17 protein-coding genes are annotated in these 19,213 nt (G+C 55.4%); 12 read left to right on the forward strand and 5 right to left on the reverse strand.

What is annotated here, in order from left to right; translation table 11 throughout:
- Window positions 1–46: 46 nt before the first annotated feature.
- From ACIRQ6_RS06830 to modC, 6 genes are read left to right on the forward strand one after another with little or no spacing between them, the layout of a single operon-like run.
- Entirely contained in the window at window positions 47–1,201 is a 1,155-nt protein-coding gene (locus ACIRQ6_RS06830) for an aromatic ring-hydroxylating oxygenase subunit alpha (protein ID WP_420863382.1), read from the forward strand.
- Entirely contained in the window at window positions 1,194–1,427 is a 234-nt protein-coding gene (locus ACIRQ6_RS06835; protein ID WP_420863383.1) for a hypothetical protein, read from the forward strand. Before ACIRQ6_RS06830 ends, ACIRQ6_RS06835 begins: the two co-directional genes overlap by 8 nt.
- Window positions 1,424–3,841, forward strand: a complete 2,418-nt coding sequence (locus tag ACIRQ6_RS06840) for a GcvT family protein (protein WP_420863384.1) — start codon at window positions 1,424–1,426, stop codon at window positions 3,839–3,841. The genes ACIRQ6_RS06835 and ACIRQ6_RS06840 overlap by 4 nt, the downstream gene beginning before the upstream one ends.
- 23 nt (window positions 3,842–3,864) lie before the next feature.
- Entirely contained in the window at window positions 3,865–4,593 is a 729-nt protein-coding gene (modA, locus tag ACIRQ6_RS06845; RefSeq protein WP_420863385.1) for a molybdate ABC transporter substrate-binding protein, read from the forward strand.
- 2 nt (window positions 4,594–4,595) lie between these two features.
- Window positions 4,596–5,291: a molybdate ABC transporter permease subunit gene (gene modB, locus ACIRQ6_RS06850; RefSeq protein WP_420863873.1), complete on the forward strand. Its 696-nt coding sequence runs from the start codon at window positions 4,596–4,598 to the stop codon at window positions 5,289–5,291.
- Complete coding sequence (gene modC, locus ACIRQ6_RS06855; protein WP_420863386.1) at window positions 5,288–6,349, forward strand: molybdenum ABC transporter ATP-binding protein; 1,062 nt, start codon at window positions 5,288–5,290, stop codon at window positions 6,347–6,349. The genes modB and modC overlap by 4 nt, the downstream gene beginning before the upstream one ends.
- Here the strand turns inward: modC and ACIRQ6_RS06860 are convergent.
- Both ACIRQ6_RS06860 and ACIRQ6_RS06865 read right to left on the reverse strand, forming a co-directional pair.
- Complete coding sequence (locus tag ACIRQ6_RS06860; protein WP_420863387.1) at window positions 6,346–7,656, reverse strand: GH1 family beta-glucosidase; 1,311 nt, start codon at window positions 7,654–7,656, stop codon at window positions 6,346–6,348. The genes modC and ACIRQ6_RS06860 overlap by 4 nt on opposite strands.
- Before the next feature lie 21 nt (window positions 7,657–7,677).
- Window positions 7,678–8,709, reverse strand: a complete 1,032-nt coding sequence (locus tag ACIRQ6_RS06865) for a substrate-binding domain-containing protein (protein ID WP_420863388.1) — start codon at window positions 8,707–8,709, stop codon at window positions 7,678–7,680.
- 248 nt (window positions 8,710–8,957) lie between these two features.
- Between ACIRQ6_RS06865 and ACIRQ6_RS06870 the strand changes: the two genes are divergently transcribed.
- The 6 genes from ACIRQ6_RS06870 (at window position 8,958) to ACIRQ6_RS06895 (ending at window position 15,825) form a co-directional block, all read left to right on the forward strand.
- Window positions 8,958–10,313, forward strand: a complete 1,356-nt coding sequence (locus ACIRQ6_RS06870) for an ABC transporter substrate-binding protein (protein ID WP_420863389.1) — start codon at window positions 8,958–8,960, stop codon at window positions 10,311–10,313.
- 72 nt (window positions 10,314–10,385) lie between these two features.
- Window positions 10,386–11,366, forward strand: a complete 981-nt coding sequence (locus ACIRQ6_RS06875) for a carbohydrate ABC transporter permease (RefSeq protein WP_420863390.1) — start codon at window positions 10,386–10,388, stop codon at window positions 11,364–11,366.
- A gap of 1 nt (window position 11,367) precedes the next feature.
- A complete protein-coding gene (locus ACIRQ6_RS06880) occupies window positions 11,368–12,525 on the forward strand; it encodes a carbohydrate ABC transporter permease (RefSeq protein WP_420863391.1) in 1,158 nt (385 codons plus the stop codon).
- Between the two features lie 12 nt (window positions 12,526–12,537).
- Complete coding sequence (locus ACIRQ6_RS06885; RefSeq protein WP_420863392.1) at window positions 12,538–14,187, forward strand: alpha-amylase family glycosyl hydrolase; 1,650 nt, start codon at window positions 12,538–12,540, stop codon at window positions 14,185–14,187.
- A gap of 15 nt (window positions 14,188–14,202) precedes the next feature.
- Entirely contained in the window at window positions 14,203–15,276 is a 1,074-nt protein-coding gene (locus ACIRQ6_RS06890; RefSeq protein WP_420863393.1) for an ABC transporter ATP-binding protein, read from the forward strand.
- 66 nt (window positions 15,277–15,342) lie between these two features.
- Window positions 15,343–15,825: a hypothetical protein gene (locus ACIRQ6_RS06895; RefSeq protein ID WP_420863394.1), complete on the forward strand. Its 483-nt coding sequence runs from the start codon at window positions 15,343–15,345 to the stop codon at window positions 15,823–15,825.
- Window positions 15,826–15,917: 92 nt separating this feature from the next.
- On the opposite strand, the gene ACIRQ6_RS06900 is transcribed toward ACIRQ6_RS06895, so the two are convergent.
- The 3 genes from ACIRQ6_RS06900 to ACIRQ6_RS06910 all read right to left on the reverse strand — a co-directional run bounded on the left by ACIRQ6_RS06900 (window position 15,918) and on the right by ACIRQ6_RS06910 (window position 19,084).
- Complete coding sequence (locus tag ACIRQ6_RS06900) at window positions 15,918–17,363, reverse strand: TRAP transporter large permease (RefSeq protein WP_420863395.1); 1,446 nt, start codon at window positions 17,361–17,363, stop codon at window positions 15,918–15,920.
- A complete protein-coding gene (locus ACIRQ6_RS06905; protein WP_420863396.1) occupies window positions 17,363–17,995 on the reverse strand; it encodes a TRAP transporter small permease subunit in 633 nt (210 codons plus the stop codon). The genes ACIRQ6_RS06900 and ACIRQ6_RS06905 overlap by 1 nt, the downstream gene beginning before the upstream one ends.
- 78 nt (window positions 17,996–18,073) lie before the next feature.
- Window positions 18,074–19,084, reverse strand: coding sequence for a C4-dicarboxylate TRAP transporter substrate-binding protein (locus ACIRQ6_RS06910; RefSeq protein WP_420863397.1), 1,011 nt, complete (start codon window positions 19,082–19,084; stop codon window positions 18,074–18,076).
- Window positions 19,085–19,213 lie beyond the last annotated feature (129 nt).

Below are 19,213 nucleotides of genomic sequence, written 5' to 3' on the forward strand. Positions count from 1 at the left end.
TATCGCGTCTGTTGAGGCAACGTAGCGCAGCACCCGGGAGGTCGCCATGAACAAACGCACGCAGTTAGAGCCGGTCATGACGTCCGTGAATAAAGCCCGCGGTTTGCCCAATGCCCATTATATCGATGCAGATGTTTTCGAGGAAGAGAAACGCGCTGTGCTGTTTGCCAATTGGTCGGGCGTCGGATTTGGCAAGGACGTACCAGAAGCAGGGGATGCCAAGCCAATTGATTTTCTGGGCATGCCATTGTTGTTGGTGCGTGACCGTGATGGCCAAGTGGGAGTGTTTCAAAACACCTGTCGCCACCGTGGAATGATTTTGGTTGATGAGCCGCGAAAAATCGAAGGGGCCATTCGCTGTCCCTATCATTCGTGGTGTTATGATCTGAAAGGCAAGCTGCGTGCAACGCCCCATGTGGGTGGCCCGGGCAATAATGTGCACGCGGATATCAAACGCGATGAATTGGGTCTGATCCGCGTGCCGCATTACGTGTGGCATGACGTTGTGTTTGTGAATGTGGACGGGCAGGCGGACCCGTTTGAAGTGGTCCATGCGGATTTGATGGAGCGGTGGGCTGAGTTTGATCAGCCGATGGTGTCGGGCGGCGAGAGCAGTTCGTTTGATCTAAGTGTAAACACCAACTGGAAATTGGCCGTTGAGAACTTCTGCGAAAGCTATCATTTGCCGTGGATTCATCCCGAATTGAACGTGTATTCGCGTCTGGAAGACCATTATAATATTGAGCATCATTCAGGCTATTCGGGCCAAGGTACGGTTGTTTATCAACAGCTTAAGGATGAGGCTGGGAATAGCTTTCCTGATTTTGAGGGCTTGGGTGAAAAGTGGGAAACGGGTGCCGAATATGTGTCGCTGTTTCCCAATGTGTTGCTTGGGGTGCATCGGGATCATTTTTACACGATGATCCTTGAGCCTAAGGCATTAGATCAAACGGTTGAGCATGTGTCGCTGTATTATCATCCCAAAGTGGCGGGCGACGCGAGGTTTGATGCCTTGAATGACAAGAACGCGCAGCTTTGGAAGCAGATTTTCGAAGAAGATATTTTCGTAGTCGAAGGCATGCAAAAGGGGCGTCATGGGGTGCTGTTTGATGGTGGGAAATTCTCGCCTGCGATGGATGGCCCGACCCATCGGTTCCATCATTGGGTGGCGTCTAAGGTAGAGGCCGCGCGCGGTGGCTGATTTGGCGGCGCGTTTGGCGGCGGCCCATGTGGATGGGGATGCGGCCACGTTGTCGGGGCTTTATGCCGAGGCAGCGGAAGGCTGTGGCACGGAAGATGAAGCCTGCTTTCTGCTGACCCATGCCTATGTGTTTGCGCTGCAAGCGGGCCTGCGGGCGGCGACGGATTTGCAATATCGTTTGTGGCAGTTGGGCCGCGAAGAAAAACCCGAAGGAATTGAGGCATGAAAACCCACGCGCAGGCGGTTGTGATCGGGGGCGGGGTGATCGGCTGTTCGATCCTCTATCATTTGACCAAATTGGGATGGACCGATGTGGTTTTGTTGGAACGGGACGAGTTGACCAGCGGCTCAACATGGCATGCGGCGGCCAACATTCATGGATTGCACGACAACACCAATATCAGCCGTATCCAGCATTATACGATGAACCTTTATAAGGAATTGGAGGCGGAAACGGGGCAGGGTTGCGGTGTGTTCCAACCCGGATCTCTTTATCTGGCGCAGACCGACGCGCGGGTGCATCAGTTAAAGCTGCAAGCGGCTAAGGCTAAGTATTACAACATGAATTTCTACGAGATTGATCGGGCCGAGGCGGAAGAATTGCATCCTCTGGTCGATTATTCTGGGGTGCAGTGCATCATGTATGAGCCGGATGGGGGGAATGTGGACCCGTCCGGTGTGACGCAAGCCTATGCGGCGGGGGCGCGCCAAAACGGGGCGGAAATTCACCGCTTTACTCCTGTGACGGGAACCGAGCAGCAGCCGGATGGCACGTGGATTGTGCGCACGCCAAAGGGGGATATCCGCACTGAGGTTGTGGTCAATGCAGCGGGTCTTTGGGGGCGTGAAGTTGCGGCGATGGCAGGGATTGAGCTGCCATTGTTGCCGACGGAGCATCAGTATTTTGTGACGGAAACCATTGCTGAGATTGAAGGCATGGATCGCCGTCTGCCATCGGTCGCGGATCGCGATGGAGAATATTACTTGCGTCAGGAAGGCAACGGGTTGCTGGTGGGCGCCTATGAAAAGGACGTGCGGTTCTGGGCCGAGGACGGCACGCCGCAGGGGTTTGGGCATGAGTTGTTCGCTGATGATCTGGAACGTATCGAGGACAACATGATGCGCGCCATTGACCGTGTGCCTGTGGTGGGCACAGCGGGGATCAAGCGGGTGATCAACGGTCCGATGATCTGGTCGCCAGATAGTAATGCGCTGTTTGGTCCCGTGCCCGAATTGAAGGGGTATTTCTGCTGTAACGGGATCATTCCTGGCTTCTCGCAATCTGGGGGGCTGGGCAGTCTGACCGCGGAATGGATTGTCACAGGCGAGCCGCATCTGGATATGTTTGGGTGGGACTTGGCACGGTTTGGGGCATGGGCGGATCGCAAATTCACCAAGGCACGTGTAGGCGATCAATACGCCAATCGGTTCAGCATCCATTTCCCTAATGAGGAACGCAGCGCAGGGCGTCCGGCGCGCACCCGTCCGATTTATGAAACCCAAAAAGCGATGGGCGCTGTGTTCGGGCTGAACTACGGTTGGGAACATCCGCTGTGGTATTCCGATGAGGTTGGAACGGTAGATACGAACGGGTTTGACCGGCAAAACTGGTTTGAGCCTGTGGGCCGCGAATGCGAGATGCTGCGCCGTGACGCGGGCATCATCGATATCTCGAACTTTGCGAAATATGAAGTCAAAGGGGCAGGGGCCAGCGATTGGTTGAACGCCATCTTTGCCAACAAAATGCCACGGGCTGTGGGGCGGTCATGTCTTACGCCGTTGATTGGCAAACGCGGGGGCATCGCTGGTGATTTCACTGTGACCAAAACTGGTGACGAGGCCTTTATGATCATCGGCTCTGGCATGGCCGAACGGTATCACCAACGATATTTCAACGCCGTACCGCAACCGCAAGCTGTTGAATTCACGAGCTTAACCGAAGCTATGTGCGGCTTTAACGTGGCGGGTCCAAAATCGCGGGATCTGTTGCAACGCCTGACCAATGCTGACCTCAGCACGCCTGCATTTCCGTTTATGCGGTCCCAATGGATCGAATTGGCGGGCCTTCGGGTGCTGGCGCTGCGGGTGTCATTTACTGGCGATCTGGGCTGGGAATTGCATTGTCGGACAGAGGATCAGCAGGCGCTTTATGATGCCTTGCTGGCGGCGGGCAAACCCTTGGGCGCTGGCCCGGTAGGGGGGCGTGCCTTGATGAGCCTGCGTGTCGAGAAAGGCTATGGATCGTGGAGCCGCGAATACTCGCCCGAGTACTGGCCCCAAGAGGTGGGATTGGCCCCGCTGATCAAGATGGACAAGGATTTCTTAAACAAAGACGCCTATGCGGCCCTGATGGACAACGCCCCGCGTGAGGTGCTTTCGATCATCGAAGTTTTGGATGTTACTGATGCGGACGCCACTGGCGGCGAGCCTATTTTCTTGCCCGACGGCACAGGGGTCGGGCGCGTCACGTCTGGCACCTACGGCTACACCGTTGGCATGTCGCTGGCCCTTGGGTATCTGGCCCCGGAGGCCGCAAAGGCAGACACCGAGGTCGAGGTTTATGTGTTGGGAAAACCCCACAGGGGCCGTGTTTTGGCCAAACCGCCCTTTGATCCCGAAGGCAAGCGTTTGCGCGCCTAAACCATCGCGGCTAGTGTCGCGTTATGACATTGGCATTACGTCTTTTATTGGCTTTTACCTTGGGGGTTTGGGCGGCATCTGCTCAGGCGCAAAGCCTGTCTGTGTGGGCGGCCTCAAGTCTGAAAACAGTGTTAGAAGAGGCCGCAGAGGAGTGGGATCAACCCGTGTCTTTCGTCTTTGCGGGCACGCCTGCCTTAGCGCGACAAATCAAAAACGGTGCGCCTGCGGATGTGTTCATTGCGGCGCATCCAGATTGGACAATGCATCTGATCGATAGTGGTGTCGTACCGGCCAAGGATGTGAAACCCGTTTTCTCAAACCGGCTGGTGATTATCGCGTCCGACGCAAAAATGAAGGCCGCCACCCCTGCGCAATTAGAGACCCCGTTACAAGACCGTCGATTTGCGATCCCAATCACCCGTTCTGTCCCGGCGGGTGTCTACGGCAAGCAGGCTTTGGAAGGTTTGGGCCTTTGGGACAGCGTCAAAGACAAGCTGGTCGAGACCCAGAATGTACGTCAGGCGCTGGCGCTGGTTGCGCGCGGGGAAACCCCCTTGGGACTGGTCTATCGCAGCGATGCCTTGGCTGATCCCAGCGTCTATACCATTTTGGATATTCCAGCGGTGTCCCATGATCCAATTCTATATTCGGCAGCGCAACTGGGCCCAAAAGGTGCTGCGTTTCTGGCGTATCTTTCTTCTGAAAAGTTCCAGAATTTGTTGATAAAACATGGCTTTGAGGTGCTCAACTGATGTTGGGTGCGTTGCCTCCCGAAGCATGGACCGCGCTGGCCCTGTCTGTGCGCGTCGCATTTTGGGCCACTGTGATTTGTCTGCCCTTTGGCATTTTTGTGAGCTACGCTTTGGCCCGTTGGCAGTTCCGCGGCAAGGCCTTTTTGAATGTGCTGGTTTATGTACCACTGGTGCTGCCGCCTGTGGTTACGGGCTATTTGCTGTTGTTGGTTTTTGGCCGCAATGGACCCATAGGGCGGATTTTGGAAGAGGTCTTTGGTCTGGTCCTCGCCTTTCGGTGGACCGGTGCGGTTTTGGCGGCAGCGATCATGGCCTTTCCGTTGATGGTACGTGCCTTGCGCAGTGCTTTTGAAGCGATTGATCCGGATCTGGAGGAGGTCGCAGGCAGTTTGGGTGCCGGGCGCTGGCGGGTGTTCTTTACCATAAGTCTGCCTTTGGCATTGCCCGGTGTTCTGGCGGGATCTGTTTTAAGCTTTGCCAAGGCAATGGGCGAATTTGGGGCGACGATCACTTTTGTGTCCAACATTCCCGGTGAAACCCAAACTGTGCCCTCGGCCATCTATGAGTTTCTGCAAATCCCCGGTGCAGAGCCCGCTGTCGTGGGCCTTGCCGTTTTGTCATTGTTGGTGGCCTTTGGCGCGCTTGGCCTGAGCGAATGGTTGGCGCCGCGGGTTGCAAAGCGGGTGGCGGGACGATGAGTTTGACGTGCGACATCGTGCATGGCTATGACGATTTTCGTCTGACGGCGCAGTTTCAACTGGGGCGCGGTATCACGGCGGTGTTTGGCCCGTCTGGTGCTGGTAAGACGACCCTGCTCAATGCGATTTCAGGCACCTTGCAACCGGATCAGGGAACAATTTCATTCCAACAATCTACCCTATTTGATGCGGCATCAAAGACGCATCTGCCGCTGCACAAACGCCGCATCGGACGGGTGTTTCAAAAGGCGATGCTGTTTCCCCATCTCAGTGTTCGACAGAATCTGACCTATGGGGGCGGCAGTCCCGAGGCTGTGGCGCGGATCACGGGCGTTTTGGGGATCAGCCATTTGTTGGATCGACGGCCCGCCACATTGTCCGGTGGCGAACAACAGCGGGTGGCCATTGGTCGCGCTGTTCTGGCTGGTTCCGAACTGTTGTTGATGGACGAGCCGCTATCCAGTCTGGACATGGCCCGCAAAGCGGAAATTCTGCCCTACTTTCGCAAAATTCATCTCGAGACACAGGTTCCCATCCTCTATGTCAGTCACGATCTCGAAGAGATCAAGCAACTGGCCGACGATCTGATCATTCTGGAAGCAGGGCAGGTGCTGCATCATGGCCCAATATTCGACAGTTTTCAAAATGCGGAACTGGTGCGCCTGCTGGGTCACAGTGGAGCGGGATCTTTTGTGACGGCGCGGTTGATGTGTCACCATCCTGACGGGCTAAGCGAATTGCAACTGTCGCAAACCACCATCCTGCTGCCTCAGGTGGATGCCCCTTTGGGCACCTCTATTCGGCTACAAATCAACCTGTCGGATGTGATCCTGTCCCTAGAGGCGCCGCAAATGTTGTCGGCCCTCAATGCGATGCCTGTTGAAGTGACCAATATTCATCTTGGGACAGGACCGGGTGCGATTGTGACTTTGCGCAGTGGCGCAGATGTGGTGCTGGCCCGGATCACCAAACGTTCACTCGCCGCTATGGGGTTGGTTGTGGGAACAAAATGTTACGCTGTGGTGAAATCCATGGCCATTGCCCCGGGCCGCAGCTAGCCCACCAAGCTGGCCTTGAGCGCGTCATAGGAGGCCTTTGGTGTGCGAACCTGCGTGTCAAAATCAACGTGGACCAAGCCAAAGCGTTTTTCATACCCCAAAGCCCATTCGTAATTGTCCAACAGCGACCAGATGAAGGTGCCTTTGACCGGCGCGCCTGCATCCATGGCGGCTTTGGTGGCTGCGATATGGGACTGCAGATAATCGATGCGGGGCTGATCGGGCGTGCCCAGTGGGTCAGGGTTGGCCATACCGTTTTCGGTGATGTAGATCGGGATGTTACCGGTGTACTCACGATGTGTGCGCAAAATGAAATCGTGCAGCCCTTGAGGATAGATTTCCCAGTCCATTTGGGTTTTGGGCAAGGGGCCTGTGACATCGCGCAAAGACGGCCATGGGCCATCGCCCGCTGCCACCAGTTTGCGTGTGTAATAATTGATTCCAAACCAATCGATGGGCTGTTGAATTGTGCCAAAATCATCGTGCCAGCCGTCGGGCAAATGCTGTTCGAGGCCTTGCAAAATCAGGTCGGGATACTGGCCTTTGGTCAGGCCGCTTATGTAGAAATGGTTGTAAATCGCGTCATAACGCGCGGCCGCGGCGATGTCTTCTGGGCTATTGCTGGCTGGTTCGGACCATTCCATATTGCACAAAGCCCCTAGGTTTTTCAGACCCATCTGACGCATCACTTCGAGGCTGCGCCCCTGGGCCAGCAACACGTGGTGCATCGCGCGCGCTGTGGCGCGGATATCGCGAAGGCCGGGGGCATGATGGCCCTCAAAATGCGACAACCACGCAACACACCACGGCTCGTTTATGGGGGCCACAGACCACATCCTGTCCCCGATGCGGTCCATAATGGTGTGTGTGAAATCAGCGAACCAATTGGCAATATCGCGATTGCGCCAGCCGCCCCGATCCGCCAGTGCCGATGGCAATTCCCAATGGTAGAGCGTGGCTGCGGGTTTGATCCCACGTTCCAAAATAGCGTCTGTAAGGCGATCGTAGAAATCCAAACCCTCGGGATTAACGGTTTTGCCGTCGGGCATGACCCGCGCCCAGCTCGTGGAAAAACGGTAGGCGCCAAGACCTGCGTTGGCCACCAAATCCAGATCCTGTGGGAACCTGTTGTAGTGATCGCAGGCAATTTGCCCATGTTCGGCGCGGACGACATTGCCCGGAGTAGCGGCGAAATCATCCCAATGGGTGCGGCCTGCGCCGCCATGCGCATGACCTTCGATTTGGTAGCTGGATGTTGCCGCCCCAAACAAAAAGTCTTGCGGAAAATCAGAGCGATGAAACAGCATGGGGCAGTCCTTGGATTTGGGTTATGATGCGGTGCAGACGCCGGTTGAGCCGCCAACGATAAGCTGGGCTTCAAGCAAGGTGGTTTCGGTTTGCGCACTCAACGGGTTGGCGATCTTGCGCAGCAACATGTCTGCGGCCTGCCGGCCTGCATCGCGCACGGACGAACGCGTGGCCGTAAAGACCGGCACGTCCTCGTCCGTTTCAAAGTAGGACAGGGCATCGTCATGGCAGATCACCGAGATATCGCGCCCCATAACGTATCCTGCTTCTTCGATAGCGCGTCTCACGCCAAAGGCCGGGATCATTGACGACACCAAAAAGGCTGTGGGCGGCGTCGGACCAGCCAGCATCGCTTTGGCGGCTTGGTGGCCATAGACTTCGGTCATTTCGTTGCTTTGCATGAGGTCTGGATCGACCTTTAGGCCACGGGCCGTCATGGCCGCCTCAAAGCCGCTGCGGCGTCGGGCGGCAAAATCCATAGTCTCGAGACCATTGATCAAGGCGATACGGCGATGGCCCAGTTGCAGCAGAAATTCGGTTGCCCGTTGAAACGACCTGCGGTTGTTTACGTCGAGCCAGCTATAGGGTTGGCCCGTGTCGCTCACGCGCCCATGGACCACGAAAGGCAGGCCCAGTTTTTGAAGCAAAGCGATACGCGGATCATCCAATCGTGGACCGTGCAAAATGATCCCATCAATAGCGCGTTTGGCCACGAGGTTTTCATAGGCGCTGGCCTCGTCCGCGTCGTCGACGATGGACAGGATCATATCATAGCCCGCCTTGGAATAACTCTCACCAGCGCCTGCGATAAAATCACCAAAGATTGGATTGACCATCTCGTGCTTCGTAGAGACAGGGATCACGTGGCCGATGGTCATGGATCGCCCTGTGGCTAGTCCTTTGGCGCGGGTGTTTGGTGTGTAGTTAAATTGTTTGGCAGCGGTTTGCACGCGGTGCCGGGTGGACTCGGACACCTCTGGATACCCGTTTAAAGCCCGGCTGACCGTGGTTTGGGACAATCCCAAATTTTGCGAAAGTTGCTTTAAATTCATAGGCTTTCCATATTCAAAGCGATTTGGTTGATTTCAAACCGCTGCAGCACAAGTGGCGCAAGCGTGGTTAGTCATCCGGAAAAACTGCGAAAAAACAAGGAAAATCTGACTGGGGAGGCCAATTATTTTATAATTGACAGGTTTGCTGGATCGGATCAGAGTTCGGCTTATTCAAAGCGCTTTGGTAACTGATTCCAATGGGCTTGGTTTTGTATCGCCTCGGGGAGAGGCACTTAGGGAGGACTATCATGAAACAATCGTTGTTTTCGGGCGTTGCCGTTTTGGCATTGACCGCAGGGATCGCACAGGCTGGCGGGCATCTTGCCTTTGCACCGGGTGACGGCGCGTTCAACTGGGACAGCTACAACAGCTTTGCGGCGGCCAACGACTTTACAGGTCAGGAACTGTCGATCACAGGCCCATGGACCGGTTCCGAAAAAGAGCGCGTTGAAAACGTGATGGCCTACTTTACCGAAGCCACTGGTGCCTCGGTGACATACTCCGGGTCCGACAGCTTTGAGCAAGATATCGTGATCTCTGCCAAGGCGGGTTCTGCGCCGAACCTCGCCGTGTTCCCACAACCGGGTTTGGCGGCTGACATGGCCGCACAGGGCTTGCTGACGCCATTGGCGGATGGCAGCGCGGATTGGATCGTCAACAACTTTGCGGCAGGACAATCTTGGGTTGATCTGGGCACCTACGCAGACAAAGATGGCAATGACCAGCTTTATGGTATGTTTTACCGTGTCGATGTGAAGTCCTTGGTTTGGTACGTGCCCGAAGCCTTTGACGAAGCAGGCTACGATATTCCAGAAACCATGGAAGAGCTGAAAGCCCTCACAGACCAGATCGTCGCCGACGGCGGCACACCTTGGTGTATCGGTCTGGGATCCGGTGCGGCCACGGGTTGGCCTGCGACAGACTGGGTCGAAGACATGATGCTGCGGACACAATCGCCTGCCATGTATGACAAATGGGTCAGCAACGAATTGAAGTTCGATGACCCGGCCGTTCTGGGTGCCATGGAAGAGTTCGCGCATTTTGCCCGTAACGATGCCTATGTTGACGGCGGCGCACAGGCCGTGGCCAACACAGACTTCCGCGACAGCCCGCAGGGCCTCTTTGCGATCCCGCCAAAGTGCTACATGCACCGTCAGGCCTCTTTCATTCCGGCGTTTTTCCCTGATGGGACTGAGGCAGGCGAGGATGTGGATTTCTTCTATTTCCCATCCTATGCGGACAAGGATCTGGGCAAGCCGGTACTGGGCGCGGGCACATTGTTTGCCATTACCAACCCATCTGATGTGACAAATGCGTTCTTGGACTTCCTCAAGACACCGATCGCGCACGAACTTTGGATGGCTCAGGGCGGCTTCTTGACGCCACACGCCGGTGTGAACTCCGAGACATATGCCGACGACAGCCTGCGCGCTATGGGCGATATCCTGTTGAACGCCACAACGTTCCGCTTCGATGCATCTGACTTGATGCCGGGCGAAATCGGCGCAGGTGCGTTCTGGACCGGAATGGTGGACTTCACCGGCGGTGCTGATGCGGCTGATGTGGCCAAAGGCATTCAGGAACGCTGGGACGCGATCCAATAAGCCGCTCACGGGCTTAAGAACAAAAATCGGCGGCAGCGCGTCTCCGATTTTACCAAAAACCGGGGGGAAATCATGTCACCATTGCTACAAGGCGTACTGACGATCGTTATTGGCGTCGGGGGATGCGTTGGATATTTCTTTTTGTCCAACTTGATTTTGGACAAGGTGATTTTCCCACCGCGGGCGGATAACCCCGGCCGCAATATCAATCGCGCCAATCTGGTGCGCCCTTGGTTGTTCCTGTTTCCGGCGATGTTCGCGTTGGGTTTGTACCTGATGTACCCGGTTGTGGGGTCGTTCATCCGCTCGCTTTATAATCGGACCGGGGACGAGTTTATCGGCTTTGGCAATTACTCAGTCATGTTTGCCGACGATGCCTTCACCACAGCGCTTTTTAACAATGCGCTTTGGGTGCTGGTGGTGCCTGCGTTGTCCACGTTCATGGGCTTGCTGGTCGCGCAACTGACCGACCGGATGAAATGGGGCAACATCGCTAAATCGCTGATCTTTATGCCCATGGCGATCTCTTTTGTCGGGGCATCGCTGATCTGGAAATTTGTTTATGCCAACAACCCTGACATCGGTTTGATCAACGCCATCCGCCAGTTTTTTGGCGCAGCAGAACCGGTGGATGTGATGCAGTTGCGGTTTTGGAATAACTTTTTCCTTATGTTTATTCTGGTCTGGATCCAAACCGGGTTTGCAATGGTGATCCTGTCTGCGGCACTGCGCGGGATCCCGGAGGAAACTGTAGAGGCTGCCATCATCGATGGCGCAAATCCGTTCCAAGTGTTCTTCAAGATCAAAGTGCCACAAATTATGGGCACCATCGTTGTGGTCTGGACCACGATTACCATTCTGGTGCTCAAGGTGTTCGACATTGTCTACACCATGACAGGCGGCAATTTTGGAACGGAAATTCTGCCCAGTTATATGATGTCTTATATGTTCCGCGACGATGGGCGCGCCACGGCGGTGGCCTTTGTCATCATGCTGATCGTGCTGCCTGTGATGATCTGGAACATTCGCCAAGCCCGCAAGGAGATGAACTGAGATGGATAACATTGCAGGAACCAAATCCTCGCTCACGTGGGCGGTGAACATCACAGTTGTCGCCCTTGTTTTGATCTGGCTGATCCCAACCGTGGGCTTGCTGGTCTCGTCTTTTCGCGACCGTGATCAGATCACCCAATCAGGCTGGTGGAATTCACCCTTTGCAGTGGAACAAACTTTCCGCGCCCGAGCCCAAAAAGCCGATATGGTGGAACGCGACGGGGTTTTTGTGATCGAGGGCAACGTGTTTGCCGATGCAGACGTGGTGGAGGCCTTGGGTGAGGGCGCTTCTTTGACTGTGTCGCAATTTGGCGGCTCCAGCCGCGCCCCGACCGAGTTTACCGCTGGCGCTGTGGCGGAATTAAAGCGCGGTCAGACCTTGCTGGTTGAGCCAAGCGGTGATTTTGTGTTCACCTCCCCGGATGAATTCAAGAGGTCCGGCCCAAGGGTCTATTTTGCGGCCGAAACCCCGCCTGATTTCAACCTTGCCAACTATCGGCAAGTGCTGACCAGCGACGGGATGGATGTGGCGTTTATCAATACGCTTACTGTGACGATCCCGGCCACTGTGATCCCGATCCTCATTGCGGCATTCGCGGCATACGCGCTGGCGTGGATGGAGTTTCCGGGCAGGGGCCTGTTGATTGCGACGGTTGTTGGCCTGCTGGTCGTGCCGTTGCAACTGGCCTTGGTGCCGCTTCTAAACCTGCACAACCAAGTTGGCATCGGGCAAAGCTTTGTGGGGATCTGGCTGGCGCATACGGGCTTTGGACTGCCTCTCGCGATCTATTTGCTCAGGAATTATATGGTCGGATTGCCCCGCGATATTATCGAAAGCGCCAAGGTTGACGGGGCCACAGATTTTCAGGTTTTCACCAAAATCGTCCTGCCGCTCAGCTTTCCTGCTTTGGCCAGCTTCGCCATTTTCCAGTTCCTCTGGACATGGAACGATCTGTTGGTGGCCAAAGTGTTCCTGCCGTCCAATGACGCCAGCAAAGTCATGACGGTGAAAATTGCCGACGATTTGTTGGGCTCAAAAGGGGGCGATTGGGGCATTTTGGCGACTGCGGCGTTCGTGTCGATCGCGGTGCCACTGTTGGTTTTCTTCACAATGCAAAGATATCTGGTGCGCGGCCTTTTGGCTGGCTCCGTCAAGTAAGGACGTCAAAGGATGACACGTATGGACAATGTGCCGGGCAGTGCGACGGTAGATGCGGATTGGTGGCGCGGGGCGGTGATCTATCAAATCTATCCGCGCAGCTACCAAGACAGCAATGGCGATGGCATTGGCGATCTTTTGGGTATTGTCAACCGCTTGCCGTATATCGCCTCGCTGGGTGTGGACGCCATCTGGATCTCGCCCTTCTTTACCTCGCCGATGAAAGATTTCGGCTATGACGTCAGCGATTATTGCGATGTGGATCCGATGTTTGGGACCCTGTCGGATTTTGATGTGTTGCTTGAGACGGCGCACAAACTGGGTCTGAAAGTGATGATCGATTTGGTATTGTCCCATACCTCGGACCAGCACCAGTGGTTTGCTCAAAGCCGCAAGGACCGCACCAATGACAAGGCCGATTGGTATGTTTGGGCCGATCCCAAGCCCGACGGGACGCCACCTAACAATTGGCTGTCGATCTTTGGGGGGCCTGCGTGGCACTGGGACGCGCGGCGCGAGCAATATTACTTGCACAACTTCCTTGTCTCACAGCCTGATTTGAACTTTCATGCGCCTGCGGTTCAAGATGCTTTGCTGGATGTGACACGGTTCTGGTTGAACCGTGGCGTTGACGGGTTCCGGTTGGACACCATCAACTTCTATTTTGCCGACAAAGACTTGCGCGATAACCCGGCGTTACCACGAGACGAGCGTAACGCAACCATCGCCCCGTCTGTGAACCCCTACAATCACCAGCGTCACCTTTATTCCAAGAACCAGCCCGAGAACCTCGAGTTTCTGGCGCGGTTCCGATCATTGTTGGATGAATACCCCGGCTCTACCTGCGTGGGTGAAGTGGGGGATGCGCAACAGGGTTTGGAACTGTTAGGCGAATACACCAAAGGCGATGCGTTCGCTCATATGTGTTACGCGTTCGAGTTTTTAGCCAGGGATACTTTGACTGCGTCCTGTGTGGCCGAAGTTTTTGATCGGTTACACCGCGTGGCTGCCGATGGTTGGGCCTGCTGGGCTTTTTCGAACCATGATGTGGAACGCCACGCGTCACGTTGGGGGCTTACTCCTGCGGCCAATCGGTTGTTCACCACGATGATGATGTGCCTGCGTGGCTCGGTCTGTATTTATCAGGGCGAGGAGTTGGGATTGGGCGAGGCCGATGTGGCGTTCGAGGATCTGCAAGATCCCTACGGGATCGAGTTCTGGCCGGAATTCAAAGGCCGCGATGGGTGCCGGACGCCGATGGTTTGGGAGGCCTCAAACCAAAGCGCGGGCTTTACCACCGGTGATCCGTGGTTGCCCGTCAGCCATGAACAAACTGCGAAGTCGGTGCAGGTCCAGGAGGACGATCCAACAGCGATATTGCATCATTACCGCCGCGCCATTGCGTTTCGCAAAGCTAATCCGGTTTTCGGCAAGGGTCAGATTGAGGGTCCCCATACCAGTGGCGACATTCTGTGGTTCACCCGTCAACACAATGGTGCGCAGGTGTTTTGTGCCTTCAACCTCAGCGATACGCCCTCACACATCGATATGCCGTCCGGTGACTGGCAGGTCGTCGGGCAAGAGTTGGGAAGTACCGGGCCAATGGCGGACAAAACATTGCATCTTGGGCCATGGCAGCCCTGTTTGCTGCGACTTAATTAGGGAGGGGGATGACCAATGGCTGATCTGAAACTGACAAGTGTTGCCAAGACCTATGGTGGCACGGTGGACGTGCTGAAAGACATCAATTTGGACATCAAACAGGGCGAATTGATCGTCTTCGTGGGGCCATCCGGCTGTGGGAAGTCCACTTTGTTGCGGATGATCGCAGGTCTGGAAAAGATCACGGGCGGTACGTTGGAAATCGACGGCGATGTGATGAACGATGTCCCACCCGCACAGCGCGGCATTGCGATGGTGTTCCAATCCTATGCGCTTTATCCGCATATGACCGTGCGCGATAACATGGCCTTTGCGTTGAAGTTGGCCAAGAAAACCCCTGCCGAAATTGACGAGGCGGTGAACCGCGCGGCGAAGGTCTTGCAGTTGGATGAATATCTGGATCGCCTGCCCAAGGCCCTGTCCGGTGGGCAGCGGCAACGGGTGGCCATCGGTCGGTCCATTGTGCGCGATCCTAAAGTCTATTTGTTTGATGAGCCCCTGTCGAACTTGGATGCAGCCCTGCGTGTCGCCACTCGGATCGAGATTGCACAGTTGAAAGAAAGCATGCCGGACAGCACGATGATCTACGTGACCCACGATCAGGTCGAGGCGATGACTTTGGCCAGCCGTATTGTAGTTTTGGCAAACAAAGGGATTGCGCAAGTGGGCTCGCCGTTGGAGCTTTACGAGCGTCCTGAAAACGAGTTTGTGGCCCAATTCATAGGCTCACCTGCCATGAACCTGTTGAGCGGTAAGATCACTGCAACAGGTGCGCAAACCACAGTGACCCTTGATGGGGGCGGCGTAGCTGTGTCTGCCGTACCTACAACAGATGCGGACATCGGGTTGGCCGTAAACGTTGGCGTGCGACCGGAGGATTTGGTCGAGACATCCGGCGAGGCGCTTTACACTGGCAAAGTAAAGATCACCGAGGCCTTGGGCGAAGTGACATTGCTTTATTTCGAGGACGGCGTGATCGGCAAACTGCCGGGGATCCATGCGGACCTGCGCGGCCAGTCCGTCTCCCTAAATTCGGTTCCCGAGAAAGTGCAGATCTTCCATAATGGAACATCGCTGTACTATCGTTGACAGGTTTGCGACAAAATAACTGAGCTGAAATAAAGACGATGAGGTGGTATTGCTTCAGGGGTAAAAATGAGAATTTTGTCATTTATAATCTTCGCAATATGCTGGTTTCCCAGCGTTGCTTCCGCTTTTTGGAATATTCAAATTTCCGACGAAGATGTTTTTGGTAATGTAAACGTTGAAATTACCAGTTTTGGGGGAAAGGCTCGGCCTTATTTTATGGTTTGCGGTTCAAACGGACCGCCGTTCTTTGCGTTCTTGATCAAAGGACAAGTGGCAGCATCAGATTATGAACCTGCAAAATTCCTTTTTCTAAGAGCAGATGGAAGTTTGATTGAAGCCGACGCAGAATTGGGTCCTTGGAACGATACTTACAGCGCAGTTCGAGTGTTTACTCCGCATTCTTTGCGGATTTTCGCTTCTGAACTTATTTCTGCCACCAACCCAATTCAGGTTGGAGTTCAAGCTGGAACACTACGATTAGCAGACAGCGTAAGTTCAAATGGCAGTACCGAAGCGGGGCGCGCTTTTTTGAAACACTGTTTAGAATAGCACGTAGGTGGATAATTTAGTCAGCTATGGAAAGCCCCACTGAAACAGCGGGGCTTTGACTTTGGCGACGATATTTTCGCAAAGAAGAACGTTTAGACCAGACTTGGCAGCCACAACACGATGCCGGGGAAGGCCACCAGCAATGCGATGGTGATCGCATCGGCGATGAAGAACGGTGTCACGCCTTTGAACACGTCTTGCACACTCAGGTCATCACGCACGCCAGCTACCACAAAGCAGTTGAGGCCAATGGGCGGCGTGATCAGACAGAACTCCGCCATTTTGACCACCAATATCCCAAACCAGATCGCACACATTGGGCCTGACATGCCAAAGGTACTGTCGGCGGCTGCAACAAACTCGCCCCCGTTCAGGGCCATCACAGCGGGATAGACCACGGGCAGGGTCAGCAGAAGCATGCCGATGGCATCCATAAACATCCCCAAAACCGCATAGGCCAGCAGGATCATCACCAGCGTCATCCACGGGTTTTGCTCAAGCGACGTGATCCAGTCGGAAAACGCGCCGGGCAGGTCTGCAAAACCAAGGAAACGCACGTAGATCAGCACGCCCCAGATGATGGTAAAGATCATCACGGCCAGTTTTGCGGTTTCCAGCAAGGCGGATTTCAACTCGTTCCAGCGCATGCCTTGTTTGAGGGCCATGAGGAACACCACGAATGCGCCCAACGCGCCGCCCTCTGTGGGTGTGCCCCATGCGTCGCCACCGATGATGGTGTTGAAGGTGAAGCCTGCGATGGTCAGCGTCTCGGGGATTGGGTTGTAGACAAAGAACAAGATGATGATGACCACGAAAAAGATCGGGAAAGCGGGCAGGAGGGAAGAGAACCGTTCACCCCATGTGAAGCCTTTGACAGGCGGTCCAAGCTGTTTCCACATGATCGCAAGACCCACGATCAACGCACCATAAACAAGGGCCGAGAACGCGCCGGGAATAAAGCCTGCTAGCAGCAGTTTGCCCACGTCTTGTTCCACGATGATCGCGTATATCACGAGGATCGCCGAAGGTGGAATTAGGCTGGCCAGTGTACCGCCTGCGGCCACAACCCCTGCTGCAAAGCGTTTATCGTAGCCCAGTTTTAGCATTTCGGGGATGGCAATGCGCGCGAACACGGCGGAGGTGGCCACAGACGCGCCGGACACGGCCGCAAAGCCTGCCGTCGCAAACACGGTCGAGACGGCCAAACCGCCCGGCAACCAGCCGACCCATTTCTTGGCCGCATCAAACAGGGCTTTGGTCAGACCTGCGTAATAGGCCAGATAACCGATCAGGATGAAAGTGGGGATCAGGGACAGGGCCTGCGCACTGACCTTGGAATGTGGCACTTGGCCTGCGGTTTTGGTGGCCACGGTGACGGCCCAACCAAAGTCGTCCAGACCGTAGTTCTTTTTGGCCCAGAAGATCCAGATCAGGCCGACCATGCCAGCAAGACCCGCTGCAAAGGCCACACGCATGCCAAGGATGACCATCACAAGCAAACCGCCCGAGACGATCAGGCCGATATCAATAGGTTCCATCAGTCTTGCCCCCCGGATACGGTTTGCGCTTCGCGAGCGGCTTGTTCAGCAGCACTTTCAATCAGCGGCACACCGATGGGTTTGTCAGTGCCCGATTTGATCGCGCGTCCGTAGCACACCAATTGCAGGCATAGGCGAACACACAGCACGCCAAAGGCGACAGGGGCCAGCAATTTGGCGGGCCAGAGTGGGATTGCGATGTCCATGGAACTGTCGCGGCTCCACATTGGCGCTGCAAAGTCAAAACTGCGGGCGAAATGCGCCCAACTGCCCCAAACCAACAGGATCATAAGGATCAGCATAGCAAATGTGGTGATGAATTCGGCCGTCCATAAGGCGCGTCCGCGCAGTTGGCCCACCAGAATGTCCATGCGGATATGGCCACCGTTGCGTTGGGTGTAGGCGACGCCCATGAAGGCAATCACAGGCATCAACTGTTCAATCCAGTCGATGTAGCCAGGTAGAGGTGTGCCAAAGAAATTGCGCCCACCCACGGAAAACACAGCGAGGATCATCAGCGAAAACACAGCAAAGCCGCTGAGCAGCGCCAAAAACAGTTCAAGTCTATGCAAGGATTGGTCCAGACGGCTAAGACGTGTGCCATCTGTTATGACCGAAGCGGTGCCCGCCATGGGGTGCCTCCGGTTTAAAGGTCGTGAAAAGAGGGGGGGCACCCCGCCCGCAAAGGCGAGGTGCGAAAGGGTATAGGCTTAGCTGCCCGAGCCAACCATGCCAGTGACTATGTCCAGCAGTTCTTGAGCTGGCAGTCCTTTGGCTGTGTTGTCAGCCACCCAAGAAGCTGCCGCCGGGCCAGCCACCGCCTCGCGGAAAGCGGCCAGTTCTGCGTCATCATAGGTGATCGACTTGATGCCTTTTTCTTCAAGGGTTGGACCCCATTTGGCCATTGTCGCACCGTTATAGGTGTCGATGTAGTGATCCAGGCTTTCGTCGATGGATCCCAACAGGGCCTCGCGGTGGGCGTCAGACAGGTCCGCCAGGGCATCAGTGTTTGCTACAACTGGGCAGTTCACGGTGCCGGGGTTCAGGTTTGTGGTCCACCACGCACCGGATTCCACTGTGCCAAATGACATGTGTGCATGCGGTGCAAAGGCCACGGCCTTGACCACGCCGCTGTCCAGCGCCTGACGGACTTCGGTGGCAGACATGGATGTTGGCACCGCATTCACGGCTTCCATAGCTTTGCCGATGCCGCCAGTTGCGCGCACAGCCAGACCTTCGTAATCGGCCAGCGTCATTGGCGCATCACCAACACCAACGATGTTGTATTGTGGCAATGGCGACGGCATCAAAAGTGTAGCGTTCCAACGGGCCAGATCGGCCTGAACGGCTGGGTGGCCATATACAGCCATCGAGATCTTACGTTCTTCTTCCAAGCTGGAGACACCCAAGAATGGCAGTTCCAGAACCGTGATCGATGGGTTCTTATCGCGGTGATAGCCTGCGCAGAATTGCGCCATTTCGAACGCGCCGATGGAAATGCCATCGAGGTTCTCACGGTTCTTGGACAAACCACCGTAGGAGATGTTCAATGTGAACTCGCCATTGGTTTTTTCCGACACCAGTTCAGCCAGTTTTTCAACATGCTCGGTGAACGCGCGACGTTTGCCCCAAAGCGACACGTTCCACTCCGTGGCCAGGGCTTCACCTGCAAATGCGATTGAAATGGCTGCAACGGCGCAGCCCTTGAGATACTTGGTCATAGTTTCCTCCCAGAATGAGTGACCTTTCATATGGGGTTAGCCTAGGCATCTGGCCTGTCTCTGTCCATTGAGGAAAACTGCAGAGGTGGGCGGGGCTGCCTTGCGGAAATCCGCAGGCCCCTTGGCCCT

This window comes from Algirhabdus cladophorae (assembly GCF_044772865.1).
Classification (GTDB): Bacteria; Pseudomonadota; Alphaproteobacteria; order Rhodobacterales; family Rhodobacteraceae; genus Algirhabdus; species Algirhabdus cladophorae.

Bases quoted from the DNA above. Each gene is read 5' to 3' on its own strand.
- modC (WP_420863386.1), top strand. From the start codon at position 5,288: ATGAGTTTGACGTGCGACATCGTGCATGGCTATGACGATTTTCGTCTG.
- modA (WP_420863385.1), top strand. From the start codon at position 3,865: ATGACATTGGCATTACGTCTTTTATTGGCTTTTACCTTGGGGGTTTGG.
- ACIRQ6_RS06870 (WP_420863389.1), top strand. From the start codon at position 8,958: ATGAAACAATCGTTGTTTTCGGGCGTTGCCGTTTTGGCATTGACCGCA.
- ACIRQ6_RS06830 (WP_420863382.1), top strand. From the start codon at position 47: ATGAACAAACGCACGCAGTTAGAGCCGGTCATGACGTCCGTGAATAAA.
- ACIRQ6_RS06890 (WP_420863393.1), top strand. From the start codon at position 14,203: ATGGCTGATCTGAAACTGACAAGTGTTGCCAAGACCTATGGTGGCACG.
- ACIRQ6_RS06895 (WP_420863394.1), top strand. From the start codon at position 15,343: ATGAGAATTTTGTCATTTATAATCTTCGCAATATGCTGGTTTCCCAGC.
- ACIRQ6_RS06885 (WP_420863392.1), top strand. From the start codon at position 12,538: ATGACACGTATGGACAATGTGCCGGGCAGTGCGACGGTAGATGCGGAT.
- ACIRQ6_RS06900 (WP_420863395.1), bottom strand. From the start codon at position 17,363: ATGGAACCTATTGATATCGGCCTGATCGTCTCGGGCGGTTTGCTTGTG.
- ACIRQ6_RS06910 (WP_420863397.1), bottom strand. From the start codon at position 19,084: ATGACCAAGTATCTCAAGGGCTGCGCCGTTGCAGCCATTTCAATCGCA.
- ACIRQ6_RS06860 (WP_420863387.1), bottom strand. From the start codon at position 7,656: ATGCTGTTTCATCGCTCTGATTTTCCGCAAGACTTTTTGTTTGGGGCG.
- ACIRQ6_RS06865 (WP_420863388.1), bottom strand. From the start codon at position 8,709: ATGAATTTAAAGCAACTTTCGCAAAATTTGGGATTGTCCCAAACCACG.
- ACIRQ6_RS06880 (WP_420863391.1), top strand. From the start codon at position 11,368: ATGGATAACATTGCAGGAACCAAATCCTCGCTCACGTGGGCGGTGAAC.
- ACIRQ6_RS06875 (WP_420863390.1), top strand. From the start codon at position 10,386: ATGTCACCATTGCTACAAGGCGTACTGACGATCGTTATTGGCGTCGGG.
- ACIRQ6_RS06905 (WP_420863396.1), bottom strand. From the start codon at position 17,995: ATGGCGGGCACCGCTTCGGTCATAACAGATGGCACACGTCTTAGCCGT.
- ACIRQ6_RS06840 (WP_420863384.1), top strand. From the start codon at position 1,424: ATGAAAACCCACGCGCAGGCGGTTGTGATCGGGGGCGGGGTGATCGGC.